Origin of the sequence: Serratia sp. 506_PEND, from assembly GCF_001076875.1 — a bacterium.
GTDB lineage: Bacteria > Pseudomonadota > Gammaproteobacteria > Enterobacterales > Enterobacteriaceae > Serratia > Serratia marcescens.
On sequence record NZ_JVEL01000349.1, the window covers coordinates 27,477 to 48,754 of the forward strand.

The 21,278-nt window shown below is 58.9% G+C and carries 19 protein-coding genes and 1 pseudogene; 8 read left to right on the forward strand and 12 right to left on the reverse strand.

Annotated features, from left to right (window positions below; all coding sequences use genetic code 11):
• The first annotated feature begins 206 nt into the window (after positions 1-206).
• Positions 207-1,544: an NCS2 family permease gene (locus tag ADK28_RS11245; RefSeq protein WP_004933851.1), complete on the forward strand. Its 1,338-nt coding sequence runs from the start codon at positions 207-209 to the stop codon at positions 1,542-1,544.
• Positions 1,545-1,579: 35 nt separating this feature from the next.
• Here ADK28_RS11245 and ADK28_RS11250 read toward each other — a convergent pair whose 3' ends face one another.
• From ADK28_RS11250 to ADK28_RS31485, 4 genes and pseudogenes are all read right to left on the reverse strand, one after another.
• A complete protein-coding gene (locus tag ADK28_RS11250) occupies positions 1,580-2,632 on the reverse strand; it encodes a hypothetical protein (protein ID WP_033639104.1) in 1,053 nt (350 codons plus the stop codon).
• A 76-nt stretch (positions 2,633-2,708) separates the two neighbouring features.
• Positions 2,709-3,275: an NADPH-dependent FMN reductase gene (locus ADK28_RS11255; RefSeq protein WP_004933859.1), complete on the reverse strand. Its 567-nt coding sequence runs from the start codon at positions 3,273-3,275 to the stop codon at positions 2,709-2,711.
• A 161-nt stretch (positions 3,276-3,436) separates the two neighbouring features.
• Entirely contained in the window at positions 3,437-4,162 is a 726-nt protein-coding gene (locus tag ADK28_RS11260) for a 4'-phosphopantetheinyl transferase family protein (RefSeq protein ID WP_033639103.1), read from the reverse strand.
• A gap of 275 nt (positions 4,163-4,437) precedes the next feature.
• Positions 4,438-4,539 (reverse strand): annotated as a pseudogene (locus ADK28_RS31485).
• Between the two features lie 193 nt (positions 4,540-4,732).
• On the opposite strand from ADK28_RS31485, the gene ADK28_RS11265 reads away from it, so the two are divergent.
• Together ADK28_RS11265 and ADK28_RS11270 are read left to right on the forward strand one after the other, a co-directional pair.
• On the forward strand, positions 4,733-5,626 hold the full coding sequence (locus ADK28_RS11265; protein ID WP_033639102.1) for a hypothetical protein: 894 nt from the start codon (positions 4,733-4,735) through the stop codon (positions 5,624-5,626).
• 57 nt (positions 5,627-5,683) lie between these two features.
• Complete coding sequence (locus tag ADK28_RS11270; RefSeq protein WP_033639101.1) at positions 5,684-6,805, forward strand: threonine/serine transporter; 1,122 nt, start codon at positions 5,684-5,686, stop codon at positions 6,803-6,805.
• A 10-nt stretch (positions 6,806-6,815) separates the two neighbouring features.
• Here the strand turns inward: ADK28_RS11270 and ADK28_RS11275 are convergent, their stop codons facing one another.
• The 6 genes from ADK28_RS11275 to rpmH form a co-directional block, all read right to left on the reverse strand.
• Positions 6,816-7,616 (reverse strand): MBL fold metallo-hydrolase, encoded by an 801-nt coding sequence (locus tag ADK28_RS11275; protein WP_048795689.1) that lies wholly within the window; start codon positions 7,614-7,616, stop codon positions 6,816-6,818.
• Positions 7,617-7,763: 147 nt separating this feature from the next.
• The gene (gene mnmE, locus ADK28_RS11280) at positions 7,764-9,128 is read right to left on the reverse strand and encodes a tRNA uridine-5-carboxymethylaminomethyl(34) synthesis GTPase MnmE (protein WP_016929602.1); all 1,365 of its coding nucleotides are present in this window, start codon (positions 9,126-9,128) and stop codon (positions 7,764-7,766) included.
• A gap of 96 nt (positions 9,129-9,224) precedes the next feature.
• Entirely contained in the window at positions 9,225-10,862 is a 1,638-nt protein-coding gene (gene yidC / locus ADK28_RS11285; protein ID WP_048795690.1) for a membrane protein insertase YidC, read from the reverse strand.
• A gap of 2 nt (positions 10,863-10,864) precedes the next feature.
• On the reverse strand, positions 10,865-11,122 hold the full coding sequence (gene yidD / locus ADK28_RS30030) for a membrane protein insertion efficiency factor YidD (protein WP_004933881.1): 258 nt from the start codon (positions 11,120-11,122) through the stop codon (positions 10,865-10,867).
• Positions 11,086-11,445 carry a ribonuclease P protein component gene (rnpA, locus tag ADK28_RS11290; protein ID WP_004933883.1) on the reverse strand — a complete coding sequence of 120 codons (360 nt, stop codon included), beginning with the start codon at positions 11,443-11,445 and terminating at the stop codon, positions 11,086-11,088. The genes yidD and rnpA overlap by 37 nt, the downstream gene beginning before the upstream one ends.
• A 17-nt stretch (positions 11,446-11,462) precedes the next feature.
• Positions 11,463-11,603, reverse strand: a complete 141-nt coding sequence (gene rpmH / locus ADK28_RS30035; RefSeq protein WP_000831330.1) for a 50S ribosomal protein L34 — start codon at positions 11,601-11,603, stop codon at positions 11,463-11,465.
• Between the two features lie 682 nt (positions 11,604-12,285).
• Here rpmH and dnaA point away from each other — a divergent pair.
• The 5 genes from dnaA to yidA all read left to right on the forward strand — a co-directional run bounded on the left by dnaA (position 12,286) and on the right by yidA (position 19,290).
• Complete coding sequence (gene dnaA, locus ADK28_RS11295) at positions 12,286-13,680, forward strand: chromosomal replication initiator protein DnaA (RefSeq protein WP_080286904.1); 1,395 nt, start codon at positions 12,286-12,288, stop codon at positions 13,678-13,680.
• Positions 13,681-13,684: 4 nt separating this feature from the next.
• The gene (gene dnaN, locus ADK28_RS11300) at positions 13,685-14,785 is read left to right on the forward strand and encodes a DNA polymerase III subunit beta (protein ID WP_004933892.1); all 1,101 of its coding nucleotides are present in this window, start codon (positions 13,685-13,687) and stop codon (positions 14,783-14,785) included.
• A 45-nt stretch (positions 14,786-14,830) separates the two neighbouring features.
• Positions 14,831-15,916: a DNA replication/repair protein RecF gene (recF, locus tag ADK28_RS11305; RefSeq protein ID WP_042783382.1), complete on the forward strand. Its 1,086-nt coding sequence runs from the start codon at positions 14,831-14,833 to the stop codon at positions 15,914-15,916.
• 18 nt (positions 15,917-15,934) lie between these two features.
• Positions 15,935-18,349, forward strand: a complete 2,415-nt coding sequence (gyrB, locus tag ADK28_RS11310; RefSeq protein WP_016929599.1) for a DNA topoisomerase (ATP-hydrolyzing) subunit B — start codon at positions 15,935-15,937, stop codon at positions 18,347-18,349.
• 125 nt (positions 18,350-18,474) lie between these two features.
• Positions 18,475-19,290 (forward strand): sugar-phosphatase, encoded by an 816-nt coding sequence (gene yidA, locus ADK28_RS11315; protein WP_016929598.1) that lies wholly within the window; start codon positions 18,475-18,477, stop codon positions 19,288-19,290.
• Positions 19,291-19,315: 25 nt separating this feature from the next.
• Here the strand turns inward: yidA and ADK28_RS11320 are convergent, their stop codons facing one another.
• Positions 19,316-20,257, reverse strand: coding sequence for an ornithine cyclodeaminase family protein (locus ADK28_RS11320; protein ID WP_048795691.1), 942 nt, complete (start codon positions 20,255-20,257; stop codon positions 19,316-19,318).
• Positions 20,244-21,212: a threonine/serine dehydratase gene (locus tag ADK28_RS11325; RefSeq protein WP_016929596.1), complete on the reverse strand. Its 969-nt coding sequence runs from the start codon at positions 21,210-21,212 to the stop codon at positions 20,244-20,246. The genes ADK28_RS11320 and ADK28_RS11325 overlap by 14 nt, the downstream gene beginning before the upstream one ends.
• Between the last annotated feature and the right edge of the window lie 66 nt (positions 21,213-21,278).

Below are 21,278 nucleotides of genomic sequence, written 5' to 3' on the forward strand. Positions count from 1 at the left end.
CAGAGGGGGCGATAGACCATTTTATCGGCCGTGCCGGCAAACGGCAACGCAGCGGGCGGCAACGGGGTATGAATGCCTGTAAATACAAGTCGTTGACACGTTTAGCCGTAAAGACGGCGAAAAAAACCTGTGACCGGCGTCAAAAGCCCCACTTTTTGTTATAGGATAGCCGGCGACTGTCCATTCCCATTTTCGGAATTCTGATAATGACCAAACCAGTATCTGGCCTTGACGCTGAGCAAGGCTTGCTTGGGCGCGTGTTTAAACTCAAGCAACATGGCACGACGGCGCGTACGGAAACGATTGCCGGTATCACCACCTTCCTCACCATGGTGTATATCGTGTTCGTTAACCCGCAAATTTTGGGCGCGGCGGGCATGGATACCCAGGCAGTATTTGTCACCACTTGTTTGATCGCCGCCTTCGGCAGCATCTTTATGGGCCTGCTGGCGAACCTGCCGGTGGCGCTGGCGCCGGCGATGGGCCTGAACGCCTTCTTCGCCTTCGTGGTGGTCGGGGCGATGGGCATTTCCTGGCAGGTGGGCATGGGCGCCATCTTCTGGGGCGCGGTCGGCCTGCTGCTGCTGACCATTTTCCGCATCCGTTACTGGATGATCGCCAACATTCCGGTCAGCCTGCGCGTCGGCATCACCAGCGGCATCGGCCTGTTCATCGGCATGATGGGGCTGAAAAACGCCGGCATCGTGGTGGCCAATCCGGACACGCTGGTGACCATCGGCAGCCTGACCTCGCACAACGTGCTGCTGGGGGCGCTCGGCTTCTTCATCATCGCCGTGCTCTCTTCGCGCAACTTCCACGCGGCGGTGCTGGTATCTATCGTGGTCACCACCCTGATCGGCTGGATGCTGGGCGACGTGAAATACGGCGGCCTGTTCTCCCTGCCGCCGAGCATCACCTCGGTGGTGGGCCAGGTCGACGTGGCCGGCGCGCTGAACATCGGGCTGGCCGGGGTCATCTTCTCGTTTATGCTGGTGAACCTGTTCGACTCTTCCGGCACCCTGATCGGCGTCACCGATAAAGCCGGCCTGACCGACAACCAGGGCAAGTTCCCGCGCATGAAGCAGGCGTTGTACGTTGACAGCATCAGCTCAGTGGCCGGTTCTCTGGCGGGGACCTCTTCCGTGACCGCTTACATCGAAAGCTCGTCCGGCGTCGCCGTCGGCGGACGCACCGGTCTGACGGCGGTGGTCACCGGCCTGCTGTTCCTGCTGGTGATCTTCCTGTCGCCGTTGGCGGGCATGGTGCCGGCTTACGCCGCCGCCGGCGCGCTGATCTATGTCGGCGTGCTGATGACCTCCAGCCTGGCGCGGGTGAAGTGGGACGATCTGACCGAAGCGGTACCGGCGTTTGTCACCGCGGTGATGATGCCGTTCAGTTTCTCGATCACCGAAGGCATCGCGCTCGGCTTTATCTCCTACTGCGTGATGAAGCTCGGCACCGGCCGCTGGCGTGAAATCAGCCCGTGCGTGGTGGTCGTGGCGCTGCTGTTCGTGCTGAAGATCGTCTTCGTCGACGGCCATTGACAGCCAAAGGGCCGACGCCCGTCGGCCCTGAAATCTTAGACGCCCGGCGTCGCATCCGGCGCCCGATCCAGCACCCACTGCAACGGCCGCCTGAAGCGCGCCTGCCAACTGCCGGCGGCATCCTCCCCCTGGGCGAAGTGCAGCGTCTGCACCTGATTATCCTCCCCGAACAGATTGGCGAAGTGCAATGCCAGCGCCTGTTCGCTGAAATTCTGCCGATCGTAATACGCCATCACGATTTTCTTTTGCGCCGCCAGCGACTGCTGGGCCGGCTTGATCTCGCCGTTGGGGGCGATCAAGAGCGCGCCGGCATAAAACTGCGGGTACTTGGCGATCAGGTTGGCGGCGTGCAACGCGCCCTGGCCGCGGGCGCTGAGGTAAATCCGCCGGGGATCCAGCTTTAGCTGCGGAGCCAGCTGTTGCAGCGTACGCTGAATGGCGGTTTGGGTGCTCTCGTCGCTGTAATTCGACCAGCGGAAGCTGTTTTCCGACAGCATCTGCGTGCCGTTGAGCTCGATGTAGGCCACGCCCATTTCGCCGAACAGCAGCCGCTCCTCGGGACTGATGGCGGCGGCTTTGCCGTAGGTATGCAGGAAGATCACCGTTGGCCACCCTTCGGGCGGCGTTTCACCGTCCGGTATCGCGTAGCTGGCCTTGCCTTCATAGCGGCGAGCGTGCTGCAGATAGCGCGCTTTGGTGGCGGCCAGGATAGATTGGTAGGTGGCGGAGTGCTGGATGCTGTTGAAGGCGTCGTCCTCCAGCAGGTTGTAGTAGTACCACAGGCCGCGGTCGGCGCTCAGCTGCAGGTAGCGCTCCGCCAGCTCGGTTTGCCCTTTCTCCGCCGACGACACCGCCAGCTGGTAGGGCGCCCAGACATTGCGGCCGTCTTCGCGCATCAGCGTCAGGTACAGCGACATGGCGCCCAGTTTTTTATCTTCCTGGTTTTGCGCGGATCGCGACAGCTGGGCGTTGAGCGCGCTGTGCGCAGGCAGCTCCAGCGGTTCTTCACCGGCGGGATAACGCATGTCTGCGGCGAAAGCGGGACTGGTGATGGAAACGAAAAATAACGCTAAAATGAAAAAATACATGATGCTATGGCTTTAATTTCAATAAATTGACGGACGTCATGTCCTGTTGCGGCGCCCCGCGGGCGCCGCGAGACCTTCACTCCACGCGGCGAATAAAATCGCTGAACGCGGACAGCTGGCCGGTCAGGAAATCCAGCGTTCCCTGATCGCTCAGTTCACCGGCCTGTTCATCGACCTTGCTTTGGATCACGCCGCCCATAAACTCAGGCTTGTTCATTACCATCGCATCGAGGAACACCAGGATCTGACGCAGATGGTATTGGCAGCGCGCGCCGCCGATCGGCCCCATTGAGCTGGTTTGAATGGCCACCGGCTTGCCGGCCAGCGGCTGATTCGGTACGCGAGACAGCCAATCGATGGCGTTTTTCAACCCGCCGGGCACGGAATAGTTGTATTCGGGGGTGACGATGATCACGCCGTCGGCCTGGCGGATCTGCTCTGCTATCGCTTCGACTGCGGCAGGGAAGCCTTCACCCTGTTGCATGTCGGCGTCGTACAGCGGGATATCGCGGATGGAGGGCAGCGCTTCAATGGTGACGCCCTGCGGAGCCAGGCCAGGCAGGGCGCGGGCCACCATGGCGTTGTAGGAGCCTTTGCGCAGGCTGCCGAGTAGAGTGACGATTTTTAAGGCTTGGTCTGACATGGTGATTCTCCCTTTCGAATGAGCAGATTCAGCGTACAACATGGGCGAATAGTAGGCTAAAGCGCGGGTCGAGAATAGGCGATTGCTCAACATTTAGCTGTCTTTACAATTTAATCCAGTAACTCGTGCGGTAAAGACCGCGTTATCCGCTTTGCGCCGCGTCAACCTGGCGTCTTCAGGCCCGTCAGTTTAACGAAGCGTGAGGATGCCGCCGGGCTGCGCGGCGATATTTCCCCGTCTTTGTGCAGGCCGCCGCGCTCTTCGTAGCGCCAGCACAGCAGACGATCCAGCTCGGGGCTGCCGGCGCAGGCCCAGCTCAGATATTCGTCGGCGTCGCTCATCACCTGAACGTCCGGCGTGGCGCTGGAGCGCAGGTGACCGGAGAAGGGATGCAGACGCAGCGTGGACTGGCCGCTGTTGCCGAGGCCGGAAATTTTCAGCACGCTTTGCCGAATGCTCCACAGCTGAGTCTCCGCCTCCAGCCGATCGTCCTGCGCGCCGATCCAGGCACTTTCCGCCGGCGTCTGATGCGCGTTCTGCAGCGCGCTTTGCCGGCTGCCGCGCGCCCGCATCACTTCGATATCCAGTCCGACTTTGCCCTCGTCGCTAAGCAGCACGCCCACGGTGTTGCTGGCGTAGGCGAGGCTAAAATCGGGCAACTGATGATCGGCGAAGCAGGGGCGGCCGGTCGGCGTGGTGGCGATGGGGGGCAGCGTCGGCAGGCCGTACAGGTAGAACATCATTTCGGCGAGCAGAATGCGCCCTTGCAGGTAGCGCGTGCGGCGCTTAACGGAAAAGGTGCGGGTGGCGGCTATCACTTCGTCGGAGAGTCTCTGGGTATCCAGGACAGCGGAGGCCGGGGTCCATCGGGCAAAATGACACGCCATTGTTCACTCCATGACAGAGGGTCGCTAAGAACGCAGGGGTGTTAGATTAAGACTAAGTTGAGGATTTATCATCAAAAAACACTATGCGGATTATCCGATTTGTTGGCTTTTGCGCTGTGCAGGAGGGAATGGGGGCATGCAAGGCGAAGGTTATTCAGACCTCAAATCGCGTTGCGTAATGGGGTCGTACATAAAATTAATCAGTTCCGAAGCCAGCCGCTTTCGAATCGACGGCGTCCAATGAACCCATAAAATACCGCCTGATAAGAAAAAGTTGGCGGAGAGAGCAGGATTCGAACCTACGACACGATGACTCGTGTGGATTTAAGAAACGGTTAGTTTCTTAAATCTGGCTTAAACCACTCGCCCACCTCTCCGCATTCGTTTGTTGGAAATATAAAACCACATAATAAAAATGGTTAAAATAACCTGAACTTGAAAATGTGACCAAACCCACAAAAACCCTATTTATTGTAGGTGTTTATTAATTATCAGAGTCAGGTCACTAAATTTACATTAGCTATTGTTATAAAAAGTTGGCGTCATTGGCTACGAATAGGGAAGAAGGGTATGCCAGATCTCGAATTAATGCCGCTGCAAAGCGCCGATTTTTATAAGACAGCTGAACGTGTTGTTTTTAAAGAATATAAATGTAACTGCAAAAAAGGTTGGAAGGGTGAAGATCGCTTTATCGTCTACAAAGCCGATCAGAATGGGATCGCTGAGGTTATCAACAATGAGGTTTCAAATAACAACGTTGAAGAACTCATCGCGCTGGCATCATCTTTTTTGACGGATAAGGTGGTGATTTCCGGCGGGCATACCGTGGTTAATTTGGACGATCGTTTTTCTATCAGCAGTGAAGTGGAAAAGTCCGCGCGCTTCTGCATTGACTACATTGCCGAATCCATCAGACGGCTCGGTGTTCAGCCTGACTTCTTGATGGAAATAAATGATTTCTATATGGAAAAAAACGATGGCAGCGAGATAGACGGCGCTAACGAATTCAGGAAGATGGCGACATCGCCGTACATCATTCCGGAAAAAATAAACGACTACATTCTGGCGTCTAATCAACGCCATGACATTGATATCAATGCATTTTATGTCAGTGAGAAAAACATGGCGGATCGCTTTAAACGCCACATTAAAAACCGTATGGATAAAGAGGCGTATTTTCAGCGCCAAGACGGAAATGTGAAGATGACGGTGGGTGAACACGCGTTCGATATCATCAAGGAAAATAAACCGACCTGCGCGGCGGGAAATGCCGCGACGTTCAGGGCCATTCGGTATCGTATTTCCTCCAATAAAATCTTTGATAATTATACGTCGCATATTGGCGTTTTTCCGCTGTGTTCACGCGTCAACGTGCTTAACGGCTATCGTGCGGCCGCGACTTTTTACGATAATTTCGCCTTGCCTTCTTTGCTGGTCTTCTTCGGTAAATCCTGTTTCGAATGACATTTTTTGTGCCAACTGGCTATGTGTCGCGCATAGCCATGATGGTCGAGCATCATCATGAAAATCTCACACTTGTATTGGCCAGTCACTTTCTTCTCCACGGCATTCGGCGCCGGGATTTTCTTTTTGCCGCAGGCGGTGGGGCCGGGCGTGCTGGGGATGAAGGTGTTCATGCTGTTTATCGTTATCGCCATGTCGGTATCGATGATGGCGCACTATCTTTTTTTCAAATTCATCATTTCGCACCCGGAGAAAGATTTCCTGGCGGCATCATCGACGTTTATCGGCGAGCGGGCAGCGGCAATCGTCTGTGTGCTGTTTATTTTGTCGATGATTATTATCGTGCTGATAAATTTCATCACTTTGGTCAACGTCGTCGCGTCTTTTTTCCACAACGGATTCTGGGTTAGGGGCGGCATTTCGCTGTTGCTGAGTGCCGCGCTGTCGGCGGCATGGTTGGCGTTTAGTCAGCGAGTCGAGCACCTGATTTCCAGAATGGCACTGGTTTCTATCGTACTGGTGGCGATCCTGGCGGTGTTTTTCCTGTTACAACCTGCAGGGGGGCGGCAGGCGGTGCAGGCGTCGCCTGGCATTTCATTGCAGACGTGGCTGCTGCTGCCAATTTTTCTTTTTACATTTAACTTTACCCCGTGCATCCAGCGCTTTGCGAAAAGCGCCGTGCGACCGCAGGCACGCAGTATTCTGTTTGGCAAGGTACTGATCATGGCGTTTATCGTCATGATCGTTATCGCCATCAGCCGTTTGCTGACGCTGGATGACATCTCAATCATTAACAGCCGCAATGTGGATGCGCTGTTTTATACCGCCGGTTTGACCGGCAGCGCCACGGCGTGGTTAGGCGCTGCCCTGTTGCTATGTTTACTGACCGGCGGCGCCTATATCGGCACGTTGACCGGCGTGATCGATGGCATTACGTCCTTCGGCGTGGCGGGCAAAAAGAGAATCATCGCAGGGAATATCGTTGTCTGTACGTTTATTGGTACGATCAACCCGAGCATTATCAAGATCATCTCGGGCTGGTCGATACCCGTTATCGTGATGACCGTCTTTTTCATCCCATCACTGTATTTTTTGCTACGGGGCGACGGCAGGCAAAAGGGGATCGGCGTCGTCGTGCTGGGCTCCGGCATCGCGGTAATCGCGACGTTGTTGGTGTAAAACGGCACGCTTAATCCAGAACCAGCGTATCGCCGGTGGCCGGCGCGAGCCCTGCCGGCAGCCATAGCCGGCCCCAGGCGCCGGTACAGTGGCAGCCCATGATCTTTTCCGGCTGATGCTGCCGTAAAAAACGGCGGACGCGCCAGAGCGTGCGCGGGGAAGCGCAGCGCAGATGAAAACCGCCGATCAAGGCGTGGATCCTGTCGATTCCGGTGATTTGCTGGCAATGGCGCACGATATTCACGATCCCTCGGTGCCCGCAGCCGGTCACGATCACCAGACCGCGATCCGATTTGTAAATCAGCACCCCTTCGTCAATAACGTAATCTACCGCTGCGTTCTCCCCGGCGATCACCCCGTAGGCGCGGGGTGCGGGCGCCGCGATTTCGCCTGACCACATAAAGCGATCGCCGATCGCCAGCGGTTCGCGGCTGTATTGCATGCGGTGGCGTGAGTAGTCGATATCCAAAGAGAGCTTTTTGATTTTCCGAGTGTGGCCCAGCACCTTCAGCGCCGCATAGCGCTCATCGCCGACCTGCGGGTGGCAGATGATACGGCTGTTGTCTGGCAGCCAGGCGACGCCGCCGCAGTGGTCATAGTGGCCGTGGGAGAGCACCGTCGCGGTGATACGGGAGAGATCGACACCCATCAGCGCCGCATTGCGCAGAAAGCTGTCGTCGGGGCCGGTATCGAACAGTATGGACGTCGTATCATCCTCAATCAGCAGGCTTAACCCGGCCTTGGCCTGCAATAGCGGGTTGGCGCCGGCGGCGCGGCGGTTTTCCAGCAATACCTTGAGGGTCAATGCCATGTTGACTCGTTCCTGAGAGAGATTCCTGACTGGCCAGTATAGCGCGGGACGCTGCTGCGGCTCTGTGAGCAGGCGCGCAGAGCGAGAGCGGAAAAGAAAAACGGCCGGAACAAGGGCTTGTCCCGGCCGTGAAGGCGTCTGGCGGTGTTACTTGCCGATACAGAAGCTGGAGAAAATGCGGCCCAGCAGGTCGTCGGAGGTGAATTCACCGGTGATTTCACTCAAGGCCAGCTGCGCCTGGCGCAGTTCTTCGGCCAACAGCTCCCCCGCGTAAGCGCTCACTAACTGTTCTTTGCCCTGCACCAGATGCTGTGCCGCCAGTTCCAGCGCCTGCAGGTGGCGGCGGCGCGCCAGGAAGCCGCCTTCCATGTTGCTGGTGAAGCCCATGCTCTGTTTAAGATGATCGCGCAGCACATCGACGCCTTCGCCGGTGCGGGCCGACAGGCGAATAAGTGAGTGGTTATTCACTTCCGTCAGACCCAGCGTTTCACCGGTGATGTCGGCCTTATTGCGCACCACGGTGATCGGCAACGTGCCTGGCAGGCGCGCCATAAACTCCGGCCAGATCTCCGCCGGCTCGGTGGCGGCGGTGGTGGTGCCGTCAACCATAAACAGCACCCTGTCGGCCTGTTCGATCTCGTTCCATGCACGTTCGATGCCGATGCGTTCCACTTCGTCGCTGGCGTCGCGCAGGCCGGCGGTGTCGATGATGTGCAGCGGCATGCCGTCGATATGGATATGCTCGCGCAAGACGTCGCGGGTGGTGCCGGCGATATCGGTGACGATCGCCGCCTCGCGCCCGGCCAACGCATTGAGCAGGCTCGATTTGCCGGCGTTGGGGCGCCCGGCGATCACCACCTTCATCCCTTCACGCAGCAGGCTGCCCTGGCGCGCTTCGCCGCGCACGCTGTCCAGATCCGCCATGACGTCGTTGAGCTGCGCCTCGATTTTACCGTCGGACAGGAAGTCGATTTCCTCGTCCGGGAAGTCGATCGCCGCTTCCACGTAGATTCGCAGGTGAGTGAGCGCTTCCACGAGCTGGTGGATGCGGGTGGAAAACGCGCCCTGGAGCGAGTTCATCGCCGAGCGCGCCGCCTGCTCGGAGCTGGCGTCGATCAGATCGGCAATCGCTTCGGCCTGCGCCAAATCGAGTTTGTCGTTGAGAAACGCGCGCTCGGAGAACTCGCCGGGCCGCGCGATGCGCACGTCGGGCAGCGCCAGCACGCGCTTGAGCAACAGATCGAGGATCACCGGCCCGCCGTGGCCCTGCAGCTCCAGCACGTCTTCGCCGGTAAAGGAGTTCGGTCCCGGGAACCACAGCGCGATGCCCTGATCGAGGGTGGCGCCCGTGGCGTCGCGGAACGGCAGATAGTCAGCGTAGCGCGGCTTCGGCAGCTTGCCGAGCAACGCCTGGGCGACGTCTTTGGCCTTGCTTCCGGAAATGCGCAGAATGCCGACGCCGCCGCGTCCCGGCGGGGTGGCTTGGGCTACGATGGTATCGGTGGTGCTCATAACGGTTCTCTCTGACGATTAAGATGCAAAAAGGCGGTCTAATGACCGCCTTTGGTGTTACTGCAAGGGTCGGCGCGCCGAACCCCTACACTACGCTTAGCTTTTTTTCTTGTCGCGGCTGTGCAGACCGCGTTTTTCCAGACCACGGTAAATCAGCTGCTGCTGCAGGATGGTCACCAGGTTGCTGACGATGTAGTACAGCACCAGACCGGACGGGAACCACAGGAAGAATACTGTGAAGATCACCGGCATGAAGGTCATGATTTTCTGCTGCATCGGATCAGTCACGGTGGTCGGCGACATCTTCTGAATGAAGAACATCGTCACGCCCATCAGGATTGGCAGGATGTAGTACGGGTCTTGCGCCGACAGGTCATGGATCCACAGGGCGAACGGCGCGTGGCGCAGCTCGACCGAACCCATCAGCATGTAGTACAGCGCCAGGAAGATCGGCATCTGAATGATCAGCGGCAGGCAGCCGCCGAGCGGGTTCACTTTCTCCGCCTTGTACAGCGCCATCATCTCTTGGCTCATGCGCTGTTTGTCATCACCGATGCGCTCGCGCATCGCCTGCAGCTTCGGCTGCAGCATGCGCATTTTCGCCATCGAGGTGTACTGCGCCTTGGTCAGCGGGTACATGATGCCGCGCACGATGAAGGTGATGATGATGATGGAGAAGCCCCAGTTACCGATAAAGCCGTGGATGAACTTCAGCAGTTTGAACAGCGGCTGGGAGATAAACCACAGCCAACCGTAATCCACGGTCAGATCCAGGTGCGGCGCCAACTGGGCCATCTGGTCCTGCAGCTCCGGGCCGACCCACAGGGTCGCGTTCAGCTGCTGCTGAGCGCCCGGCTGCACCACGACCGGCGTAGATTTGAAGCCGATGGTGGACAGGTTGTCGCCCGGTTTGGCGGTGTAGAAGGTGTTGTCACCCTTGGTCGCCGGCACCCACGCGGTGGCGAAGTACTGCTGCAGCATGGCGACCCAACCGTCTTTGGTGGTGACGCTCAGGTTTTCGTCTTTGTCGAACGCGTATTTCTGGTACTTGTCCTCGCTGGACGAGTACGCCGCGCCGCGGAAGGTGTGCAGCGCGAAGTTGCTGCTGCCGGTGTCGCGGTGCTTAGGCAATTCGGTGGTCTGCTTCAGCTGGCCGAACAGGGTCAGCTCCAGCGGCGTCGCGCCTTTGTTGTCGATGCTGTAATCCACGCCGACCGCATAGTGATTGCGTTTGAGCACGAAGGTCTTGGTGTAGATCGCGCCGTCTTTATCGGTGTAGGTCAGCGGGATGCGCAGCTCGTCCTGGCCTTCCGGCAGGGTGTAGCTGTCCTGCGCCGCCTGATACAGCGGGCGTTCGCCGTTGGCCGGGTTGTCCGGGCCGTTTTTACCGGTCAGGCCGCTTTGCGCCTGATAGACGAACGACGGGGTGGTTTCCAGCAGTTGGAACGGAGTCGATGAACCCAGAGTATCCGGGTAGGCCAACAGTTTAGCCTGCTCGATATCGCCACCACGGGTGTTGATGGTCAGTGACAGCACGTCGGTGTTCACGGTAATCAGCTTACCCTGACCACTGGCTGGCACGGCCTGGCTGGCGGCATCACCGGCTACTGCGTTCGAAGTCTGTTGCGTGGTCTGTGCGGCCGGCTGCGGAGCATTGTCCGTTTGCCATGCCTGCCAGATCATGAAAGACACGAACAGCAGAGCGATGAGAAGAAGATTGCGTTGCGAATCCATCGTTAGTGTTCTCTGTTATCGTCGGTTTTTGGCGGCACCGGATCATCGCCACCTGGGTTCAAAGGGTGGCATTTTAATACGCGTTTCAATGCTAACCAACTGCCTTTTATCATGCCAAACCTGCTTAATGCCTCAATTGCGTAATGAGAGCATGTCGGCTGGAAGCGACAACGAGGCCCTAGCAGCGGGCTGATGACGAGCTGATAGGCCCGCACCAGCCCGATCAGGATGCGGGAGCCTGGCGACAGTGGCGACGCCATAATTTATCCAAAGCTTCCGTCAGCGCGCGGTTATCCAAATCCGCTATCCCCTTTTTGGCCACCACGACAAAATCCATCGCCGGTAATTCGTGCTGGCGCAGGCGGAAGCTCTCGCGGGTTAGGCGTTTGATCCGATTACGCTCGTGCGCGCGTTTGACGTGTTTTTTGGCGACGGTAAGACCGATGCGGGGATGCCCCAGCTGGTTCAGGCGGCCGAGGATGGTGATTTGCGGCGTGCCAGCCCGTTGTGGCTGCTGGAAGACGAAAGTGAAATGAGTGGGAGTTAACAAACGTAACTCCCTGGGAAAAGCGAGCTTAACCACTCAGCGGGTTAGCTTTATTACTTAGAAACAGTCAGACGAGCACGGCCTTTCGCACGACGGCGGGCCAGAACTTGACGACCATTTTTGGTGGCCATACGAGCACGGAAACCGTGGCTACGGTTGCGCTTCAATACGGACGGTTGGAAAGTGCGTTTCATAGCGATTTCTACCTAAACTTAAAATAATTACTGATCAGTAAACGCGTTTGGCTACTCGGCGTGAAGATGACCGACGCCTCAATCGCAATACATAAAGAAGCGGGATTGTAATAATTGTACAGTCCTGAGTCAATTCGCATCGCGCCAGCCTACCTGGTTGTCTGCCAATAACGGAACAAAATCCGGTCTTGGCCCGTGGTCACCGCAGAATCCTGTCTGGCTAATGACGCACCATAAGGAACCAGGTATCACACGTAGGGCGAAGATTATACGGACTCGGGGTGAAATCGCAAGGATCCCCGTGAGATCCTTTGCGCGCGATCGCAGGATCCGGCGTGGATAACAGGGTATAACCGGTTGACAATGTAAAAAACGCGGCGCAGCGGCCGGGATCTGCGCGGTCATTCGGCGCTGGCGGTGAAAAGATCGCCGCCGGCCGCGGCCTGTGGATAAAATGGATCTAATCTGTGAGGAAGGGGAGGATCTCTTGCTCGGATTGCGCTATGATCCGTCATTCCGATCGCGATCCCTCATGCCGGGATCGTGAGGGACACAAACCGTGAAAGGCGGTTCGCATCCCCCACAGGCAAACAGCCGATGCCGGGTATGTGTCAAAAATCATGAGTTATAAAAAAGTTGCCCGTTTCTTTTCTTTATTGATCTTGTTCGAGTGGAGTCCGCCGTGTCACTTTCGCTTTGGCAGCAGTGTCTTGCCCGATTGCAGGATGAGTTACCTGCCACAGAATTTAGTATGTGGATTCGCCCATTGCAGGCGGAACTGAGTGACAACACCCTGGCGCTGTACGCGCCTAACCGTTTTGTGCTGGATTGGGTTCGCGATAAGTACTTAAACAACATCAATGGTCTGCTGAATGATTTCTGCGGCACGGACGCGCCTTTGCTGCGTTTTGAAGTCGGTAGCAAGCCGATCACGCAGGTGATCAGCCAGACCGTGACCGCCAGCGTCAGCAGCGTCCCTGCGGCTCCGGCGGCGCGCACGGCCGCGCCTTCGCGCCCGAGCTGGGACAACGCGGCGGCGCAACCCGAGCTCTCTTATCGCTCCAACGTCAACCCCAAACATACCTTCGACAACTTCGTCGAGGGTAAGTCCAACCAGCTGGCGCGCGCGGCGGCTCGCCAGGTGGCGGACAATCCGGGCGGCGCCTACAACCCTTTGTTCCTGTATGGCGGCACCGGCCTGGGTAAAACTCACCTGCTGCACGCGGTCGGCAACGGCATCATGGCGCGCAAGGCCAACGCCAAAGTGGTCTACATGCACTCGGAACGCTTCGTGCAGGACATGGTCAAAGCGTTGCAGAACAATGCCATCGAAGAGTTTAAGCGCTACTACCGTTCGGTCGACGCGTTGCTGATCGATGACATCCAATTCTTTGCCAACAAGGAGCGTTCGCAGGAAGAGTTCTTCCATACCTTTAACGCCCTGTTGGAAGGCAATCAGCAGATCATCCTGACTTCGGATCGCTACCCTAAAGAGATCAACGGGGTGGAAGATCGTCTGAAGTCCCGCTTCGGCTGGGGGCTGACGGTGGCGATCGAGCCGCCGGAGCTGGAAACCCGCGTGGCGATCCTGATGAAAAAGGCCGACGAAAACGACATTCGCCTGCCGGGCGAAGTGGCGTTCTTCATCGCCAAGCGCCTGCGTTCCAACGTGCGTGAGCTCGAAGGGGCGCTGAACCGCGTGATCGCCAACGCCAACTTTACCGGCCGGGCCATCACCATCGATTTCGTGCGCGAAGCGCTGCGCGATCTGCTGGCGCTGCAGGAAAAGCTGGTCACCATCGACAATATCCAAAAGACGGTGGCGGAGTATTACAAGATTAAAGTCGCGGATTTGCTGTCCAAGCGGCGTTCGCGATCCGTTGCCCGCCCGCGCCAGATGGCGATGGCGCTGGCGAAGGAACTCACCAACCACAGCCTGCCGGAAATCGGCGATGCGTTTGGTGGCCGCGACCATACCACGGTGTTGCACGCCTGCCGGAAGATCGAGCAGTTGCGTGAGGAAAGTCACGACATCAAAGAAGATTTCTCCAATTTAATCAGAACATTATCTTCATAGCGCTATGAAATTTATCGTTGAACGTGAGCATCTGCTAAAACCGCTGCAACAGGTGAGCAGCCCGCTGGGCGGCCGCCCGACCTTGCCGATCCTGGGCAACCTGCTGCTGCAGGTGACGGAAGGCTCCCTGCTGCTGACCGGCACCGATCTGGAGATGGAGATGGTGGCGCGCGTCGCCCTGTCCCAGCCGCACGAGCCGGGCGCGACCACCGTGCCCGCGCGCAAATTCTTTGATATCTGCCGTGGCCTGCCGGAAGGGGCGGAGATTGCCGTCACGCTGGAGAGCGAGCGCATGCTGGTGCGGTCCGGCCGCAGCCGCTTCTCGCTGTCCACGCTGCCCGCGGCGGACTTCCCGAACCTGGACGACTGGCAGAGCGAGGTGGAATTCACCTTGCCGCAGGCGACGCTGAAGCGCCTGATCGAAGCCACCCAGTTCTCGATGGCCCACCAGGACGTGCGTTACTACCTGAACGGCATGCTGTTTGAAACCGAAGGCGAAGAGCTGCGCACCGTCGCGACCGACGGCCACCGCCTGGCGGTGTGCTCGATGCCGATCGGCCAGCAGCTGCCGTCGCATTCGGTGATCGTGCCGCGTAAAGGGGTGATGGAGCTGGTGCGCTTGCTGGACGGCGGCGATTCGCTGTTGCAGCTGCAGATCGGCAGCAACAACATTCGCGCCCACGTCGGCGATTTCATCTTCACGTCCAAGCTGGTTGACGGCCGTTTCCCGGACTATCGCCGCGTCTTGCCGAAGAACCCGGACAAAACGCTGGAAGCCGGCTGCGATCTGCTCAAGCAGGCGTTCGCCCGCGCGGCCATTCTCTCGAACGAGAAATTCCGCGGCGTGCGGCTGTACGTCAGCCAGAACCAGCTGAAGATCACCGCCAACAACCCGGAGCAGGAAGAGGCGGAAGAGATCCTCGACGTCAGCTACGACGGCGCGGAGATGGAGATCGGTTTCAACGTCAGCTACGTGCTGGACGTGTTGAACGCGCTCAAGTGTGAAGACGTGCGCCTGCTGTTGACCGACTCGGTCTCCAGCGTGCAGATCGAAGACGGCGCCAGCCAGGCGGCGGCCTACGTTGTCATGCCAATGCGGTTGTAGTCTCGTTACCTTGAATTACAGCACCGTCATCGGTAAAGAGATTGCATGGCTCTGACGCGTTTATTGATTAAAGACTTCCGCAATATCGAGGCGGCGGATTTGGCGCTGGCGCCGGGATTCAACTTCCTGGTCGGCGCCAACGGCAGCGGCAAGACCAGCGTGCTGGAGGCGGTGTATACGCTCGGCCATGGCCGCGCCTTTCGCAGCCTGCAGGCCGGTCGGGTGATCCGCCACGACCAACCGGAGTTCGTGCTGCATGGCCGCATCGACGGCGCGGAGCGCGAGCTGTCGGTAGGATTGAGCAAGAGCCGTCAGGGTGACAGCAAAGTACGCATCGATGGCAGCGACGGCCACAAGGTGGCCGAGCTGGCGCAGCTGCTGCCCATGCAGCTGATCACCCCCGAAGGTTTTACCCTGCTGAACGGCGGGCCGAAATTCCGGCGCGCTTTCCTGGACTGGGGCTGTTTTCATAACGAACCCGGTTTTTTCACCGCCTGGAGCAACCTGAAACGGTTACTGAAGCAGCGCAATGCCGCGCTGCGCCAGGTGAGTCGCTATGCGCAGATCCGCGCCTGGGATCAGGAACTGATCCCGCTCGCGGAGCGCATCAGCGAATGGCGGGCGGAATACAGCGACGCGATCGCCGCGGATATCACCGCGACCTGCGCGCAGTTTCTGCCTGAATTCGCCCTGAGCTTCTCCTTCCAGCGCGGCTGGGACAAAGAGAGCGACTACGGCGAGCTGCTGGAGCGCCAGTTTGAGCGCGACAGGGCGTTGACCTATACCGCGGTGGGGCCGCATAAAGCGGACTTTCGCATTCGTGCCGACGGCACGCCGGTAGAGGATTTGTTATCGCGCGGTCAGCTTAAGCTGCTGATGTGCGCGTTGCGCTTGGCGCAGGGTGAGTTTCTCACCCGGCAGAGCGGGCGGCGTTGCCTGTATCTGATTGATGATTTTGCCTCCGAGCTGGACACCGGCCGTCGCCGGTTGCTGGCCGATCGCCTGAAAGCCACCCAGGCCCAGGTTTTTGTCAGCGCGGTCAGCGCTGAGCAAGTGACCGACATGGCCGGTGAAAAGGGCAAGATGTTCCGCGTGGAACAGGGTAAAATAGAGGTTCAACCACAGGACTAAAATGAGCGAGAAACGTTGATGTCGAATTCTTATGACTCCTCAAGTATCAAGGTATTAAAAGGGCTGGATGCGGTGCGCAAGCGCCCGGGCATGTATATCGGCGATACCGATGACGGCACCGGTCTGCACCACATGGTATTCGAGGTTGTGGACAACGCTATCGACGAAGCGCTCGCGGGCCACTGTAGCGACATTCAGGTCACCATCCATGCCGACAACTCGGTATCGGTGCAGGATGACGGCCGCGGCATTCCGACCGGCATTCACCCGGAAGAAGGGGTTTCAGCCGCAGAGGTCATCATGACCGTGCTGCACGCCGGCGGTAAATTCGACGACAACTCCTATAAAGTTTCCGGCGGCCTGCACGGCGTGGGCGTCTCGGTGGTTAACGCCCTGTCGGAGAAACTGGAGCTGGTGATCCGCCGCGAAGGCAAAGTGCACGAACAAACTTACAGCCACGGCGAGCCGCAGGCGCCGCTGACCGTGGTGGGCGAAACCGAGCAGACCGGCACTATGGTGCGCTTCTGGCCAAGCCACCAGACCTTTACCAATGTGACCGATTTCGAGTACGACATTCTGGCCAAGCGCCTGCGCGAGCTGTCCTTCCTCAACTCCGGCGTGTCTATCCGCCTGAAGGACAAGCGCACTGACCGTGAAGACCACTTCCATTACGAAGGCGGCATCAAGGCGTTTGTCGAGTACCTGAACAAGAACAAAACGCCGATCCACCCGAACGTGTTCTACTTCTCCACCGTGAAAGACGACATCGGCGTGGAAGTGGCGCTGCAGTGGAACGACGGTTTCCAGGAAAACATCTACTGCTTCACCAACAACATTCCGCAGCGCGACGGCGGCACGCACCTGGTCGGTTTCCGTACCGCGATGACTCGTACGCTGAACAGCTACATGGAGAAGGAAGGCTACAGCAAGAAGGCCAAGGTCAGCGCCACCGGCGATGACGCGCGTGAAGGCCTGATCGCCGTGGTGTCGGTGAAGGTGCCGGATCCCAAGTTCTCCTCTCAGACCAAGGACAAGCTGGTCTCTTCCGAGGTGAAAACCGCGGTTGAAACTCTGATGAACGAGAAGCTGGTGGATTACCTGATGGAAAATCCGGGCGACGCGAAAATCGTGGTCGGCAAAATCATCGACGCGGCGCGCGCGCGCGAAGCGGCGCGTAAAGCGCGTGAGATGACCCGCCGCAAAGGCGCGCTGGATCTGGCCGGCCTGCCGGGCAAGCTGGCGGACTGCCAGGAACGCGATCCGGCGCTGTCCGAACTCTACCTGGTGGAAGGGGACTCCGCGGGCGGCTCTGCCAAGCAGGGGCGCAACCGCAAGAACCAGGCTATCTTGCCGCTGAAGGGGAAAATCCTCAACGTCGAGAAAGCGCGTTTCGACAAAATGCTCTCTTCACAGGAAGTGGCGACGCTGATCACCGCGCTGGGTTGCGGCATCGGCCGCGACGAGTACAGCCCGGACAAGCTGCGTTATCACAGCATCATTATCATGACCGATGCCGACGTCGACGGTTCGCACATCCGTACGCTGCTGTTGACCTTCTTCTACCGCCAAATGCCGGAAATCATCGAGCGTGGCCACGTGTTCATCGCACAGCCGCCGCTGTACAAGGTGAAGAAAGGCAAGCAGGAGCAGTACATCAAAGATGATGAGGCGATGGATCAGTACCAGATCGCCATCGCGATGGACGGCGCCACGCTGCACACCAACGCCAGCGCACCGGCGCTCGGCGGCGAGCAGTTGGAAAAACTGGTGGCCGAGCACTATGGCGTGCAGAAGCTGATCGGCCGCATGGAGCGCCGCTACCCGCGCGCGCTGTTGAACAGCCTGATCTATCAGCCGACGCTGAACGAAGGCGATCTCAGCGATGAAGCCAAGGTGAAGACCTGGATCGCGTCGCTGGTGCAGGCGCTGAACGACAAAGAGCAGCACGGCAGCAGCTATGATTTCGTGATCTTCGAGAACCGTGAGCGCCAGATGTTCGAGCCGGCGCTGCGCATCCGCACCCACGGCGTGGATACCGACTACAAGCTGGACTTCGACTTCATCCACGGCGGCGAATACCGCAAGATCTGCCAGCTGGGCGAGCAGCTGCGCGGGCTGATCGAAGAGGGCGCGTTCATCGAGCGCGGCGAACGCCGTCAGCCGGTAGACAGCTTCGAGCAGGCGCTGGAGTGGCTGGTGAAAGAGTCGCGCCGCGGCCTGTCGGTGCAGCGTTATAAAGGTCTGGGCGAGATGAACCCGGAGCAACTGTGGGAAACCACCATGGATCCGGAAAGTCGCCGCATGCTGCGCGTGACCGTCAAGGACGCCATCGCTGCCGATCAGCTGTTCACCACGCTGATGGGCGATGCGGTTGAACCGCGTCGCGCCTTTATCGAAGAAAACGCCCTGAAAGCGGCGAACATCGATATCTGATGCGTTAATGGCTGTGAAAATCCGCGCCGGGCGACCCGCGCGGATTTTTTTTGCGCCTTTTTTGGCGCTGACAGCCGTGGCTGAAACGCGTTAGCATGGGAAAAAACCACTGGGAGAAGCGTTGAATGGCTATTGAACTGATTGCGATCGACATGGACGGCACGTTGCTGGATCCGCAGCACCAAATCACGCCGGCGGTAAAGCAGGCTATCGCGGCGGCGCGGCGCAAAGGGGTGCACGTGGTGCTGGCCACCGGGCGGCCATATGTCGGCGTGCAGGACTATCTGCGCCAGTTGGACATTCAGGGCCCCGGCGATTTCTGTATCACCTATAACGGCGCGCTGGTGCTGCGTGCGGCTGACGGCGCCTGCATTCTGCAAGAAACGCTGGGCTTTGAGGATTATCTGCACTTTGAGCAGATGGCGCGCGAGTTCGGCGTTCACTACCAGGCGTTTGATTTCGATACCCTGTATACCCCGAACAAGGATATCGGCAAGTACACCATACACGAAGCGGAAATGACCGGCATTCCGCTGAAATACCGCAGCGTGGAAGAGATGGATCGCCAGATGCGTTTCCCTAAAGTGATGATGATCGACGAGCCGGAGCTGTTGGACCGCGCTATCGCGCGCATCCCAGCGGAAACGCGCGAGCGTTATACCATCCTGAAAAGCGCGCCTTATTTCCTCGAGATCCTGCACAAGAACGTCGATAAGGGCGCCGGGGTGAGAATGCTGGCCGAGCATTTGGGCGTGGCGCGGGAAAACATCATGACGCTGGGGGATCAGGCCAACGATACGGCGATGATCGAATATGCCGGCGTCGGCGTTGCGATGGGCAACGCCATTCCCGAACTGAAAGCGGTGGCGCAGTTTGTCACCAGCGCCAATACCGAAGACGGCGTGGCGCGCGCTATCGAGAAGTTCGTGCTCAACGCCTGATAACGCGGGGCGCTGCGGCGCCTCTTTATACTTTCGCCAACACCCCTTTGGCGATCTGCAGATCCTGAATCGCCAGCCCGGTGAGATCGGCGATGGTGATGTGATGCGGCTCGCGTCGCACCCGTCCGCCCTGCGCCAATGCGGCGCCCATTTCGACGATCGGCGTTGAAATCAGCTTGTGCTGCCGATAAGCCGTTGCGATCTCGCCATAGTCTGTACACTGAGCCAGCGCATCGACCAGCAGCGCGTCCGCGCGGGCCACCAGCTCGGTCGCCAGCTCCTGCTTACCGGGCGCGTCGGCGCCCACCGCGGTAATGTGCGTGCCGGGCCGAATATCCGCCGCCTGCAAAATCGGTTCGCGGCTGGGCGTGGTGGTGACGATCAGCTGACAGTGCGCCGCCAGCTCCGCCGCATCCTGCGTGACCCGCACCCGAAAACCCTCGGCCTCGACATCGCGTCGATACGCCGCCAGCGCCTGTTCGTTGCGGCCCCACACCCATACCTCGCGGCAATCGGTCACCGGTTTCAGACATTGCAGCTGCAGCCGCGCCTGCAGGCCGGTGCCGACCATGCCTATCGCCTGAATATGCGGCGGCGCGCACAGATCGGCGGCGATGCGGCCGGCCAGTGCGGTGCGTAGCGCGGTCAGCCAACCCTCATCCTGCAACAGTGCGCGGGGCTCGCCGGTGTGGGCGGAGAACGCCATCATCAGCCCTTGATTGCTCGGCAGGCCTTGTTCGGCATTGCGATAGAAACCGGTGGAGATCTTGACCACGAACAGTTCGTCGCCTTCCAACCAGGCGGATTTGATGCAGCAGTCGCCGGCGGCCTGTTCGAACAGGAAATGCTGCGCCGGCGGCTGTTGTACCCGCTGTTGCGAGTAGGCGATAAAACCCTGCTTCAGCAGCGGCGTTATGGTCTCGGCGTCGAACGCAGCGAGAATTTGCTGCCGATTAAGGATGCGCATCGGCGATGGCCTTGAGGTATTTCTCCAGCACGATGTTTTTACCGCACAGCACCACCGCCACCTTTTTACCTCGGTATTCCGGCGCCAGTTTGATCGCCGCCGCCAACGCCACGCCTGCTGCGCCTTCGATAATCCAGCGATCGCTGGCGGCGATCCGGCGCATCGCGAGTTTGATCTCCGCCTCGCTGACCAGCACTTTACGGTCAATCAGCTGCTGGCACAGCGGGAAGGTCACGGCGCCCGGCTCGACGCCGCCGGCGGTGCCGTCGGACAAGGTTTCTTGTTCTTCCACCGGGAAGATATGGCCGGCTTCCAACGCGCTGTACAGGCTGGTGGCGTTTTCCGGCCAGCAGGCGATAAGCTGCGTGTTTGGCGACAGTTGCCGCAGAACGGTGCCGATGCCGGCGATATAGCCACCGCCGCCCACCGCCACGAATACCGCGTCCAGATCGGCGAGTTGTTCAACCAGCTCCATGCCGCAGGTGCCCTGGCCGGCGATCACCTGTTCGTCGTTATACGGCGAGATATAGGTTTTCCCCTGTTCGCGTGCGGCCAGTTCCCCCGCCAGTTCGGCGTTCAGCGCATCGCCCGGCACCAATTCCACGATGCCGCCCAGCGCCCGGATGGTGTCGAGCTTGATGCTCGCCGCCGTCTCCGGCGCATAAACCGTGACGCCAACGCCCATACGCTGCCCCGCCAGAGCGACCGCCTGGCCGTGGTTGCCGGTTGAGGCGGCGATCACGCCGCGCCGGCGTTGCTCGTTATCCAACAGCCGCAGCTTGTTGCTGGCGCCGCGAAATTTAAAGGAACCGGTGTGCTGCAGGTGGTCGCATTTCAGATACAGCTCGCAGCCCAATTGCTGAGAAAGCAGCACGCTGCGCTCCAGCGGCGTGACCCGCACCTGAGGGCGCAGTTGCTGATGAGCGGAAACAATGGCATCGAAGAGGGTGTTCATACCGGCTCCAGAAGATTTTTTTGGACTAAAAATCCAGTTTGTACTTTTTTGTATTAGTTGTAAACC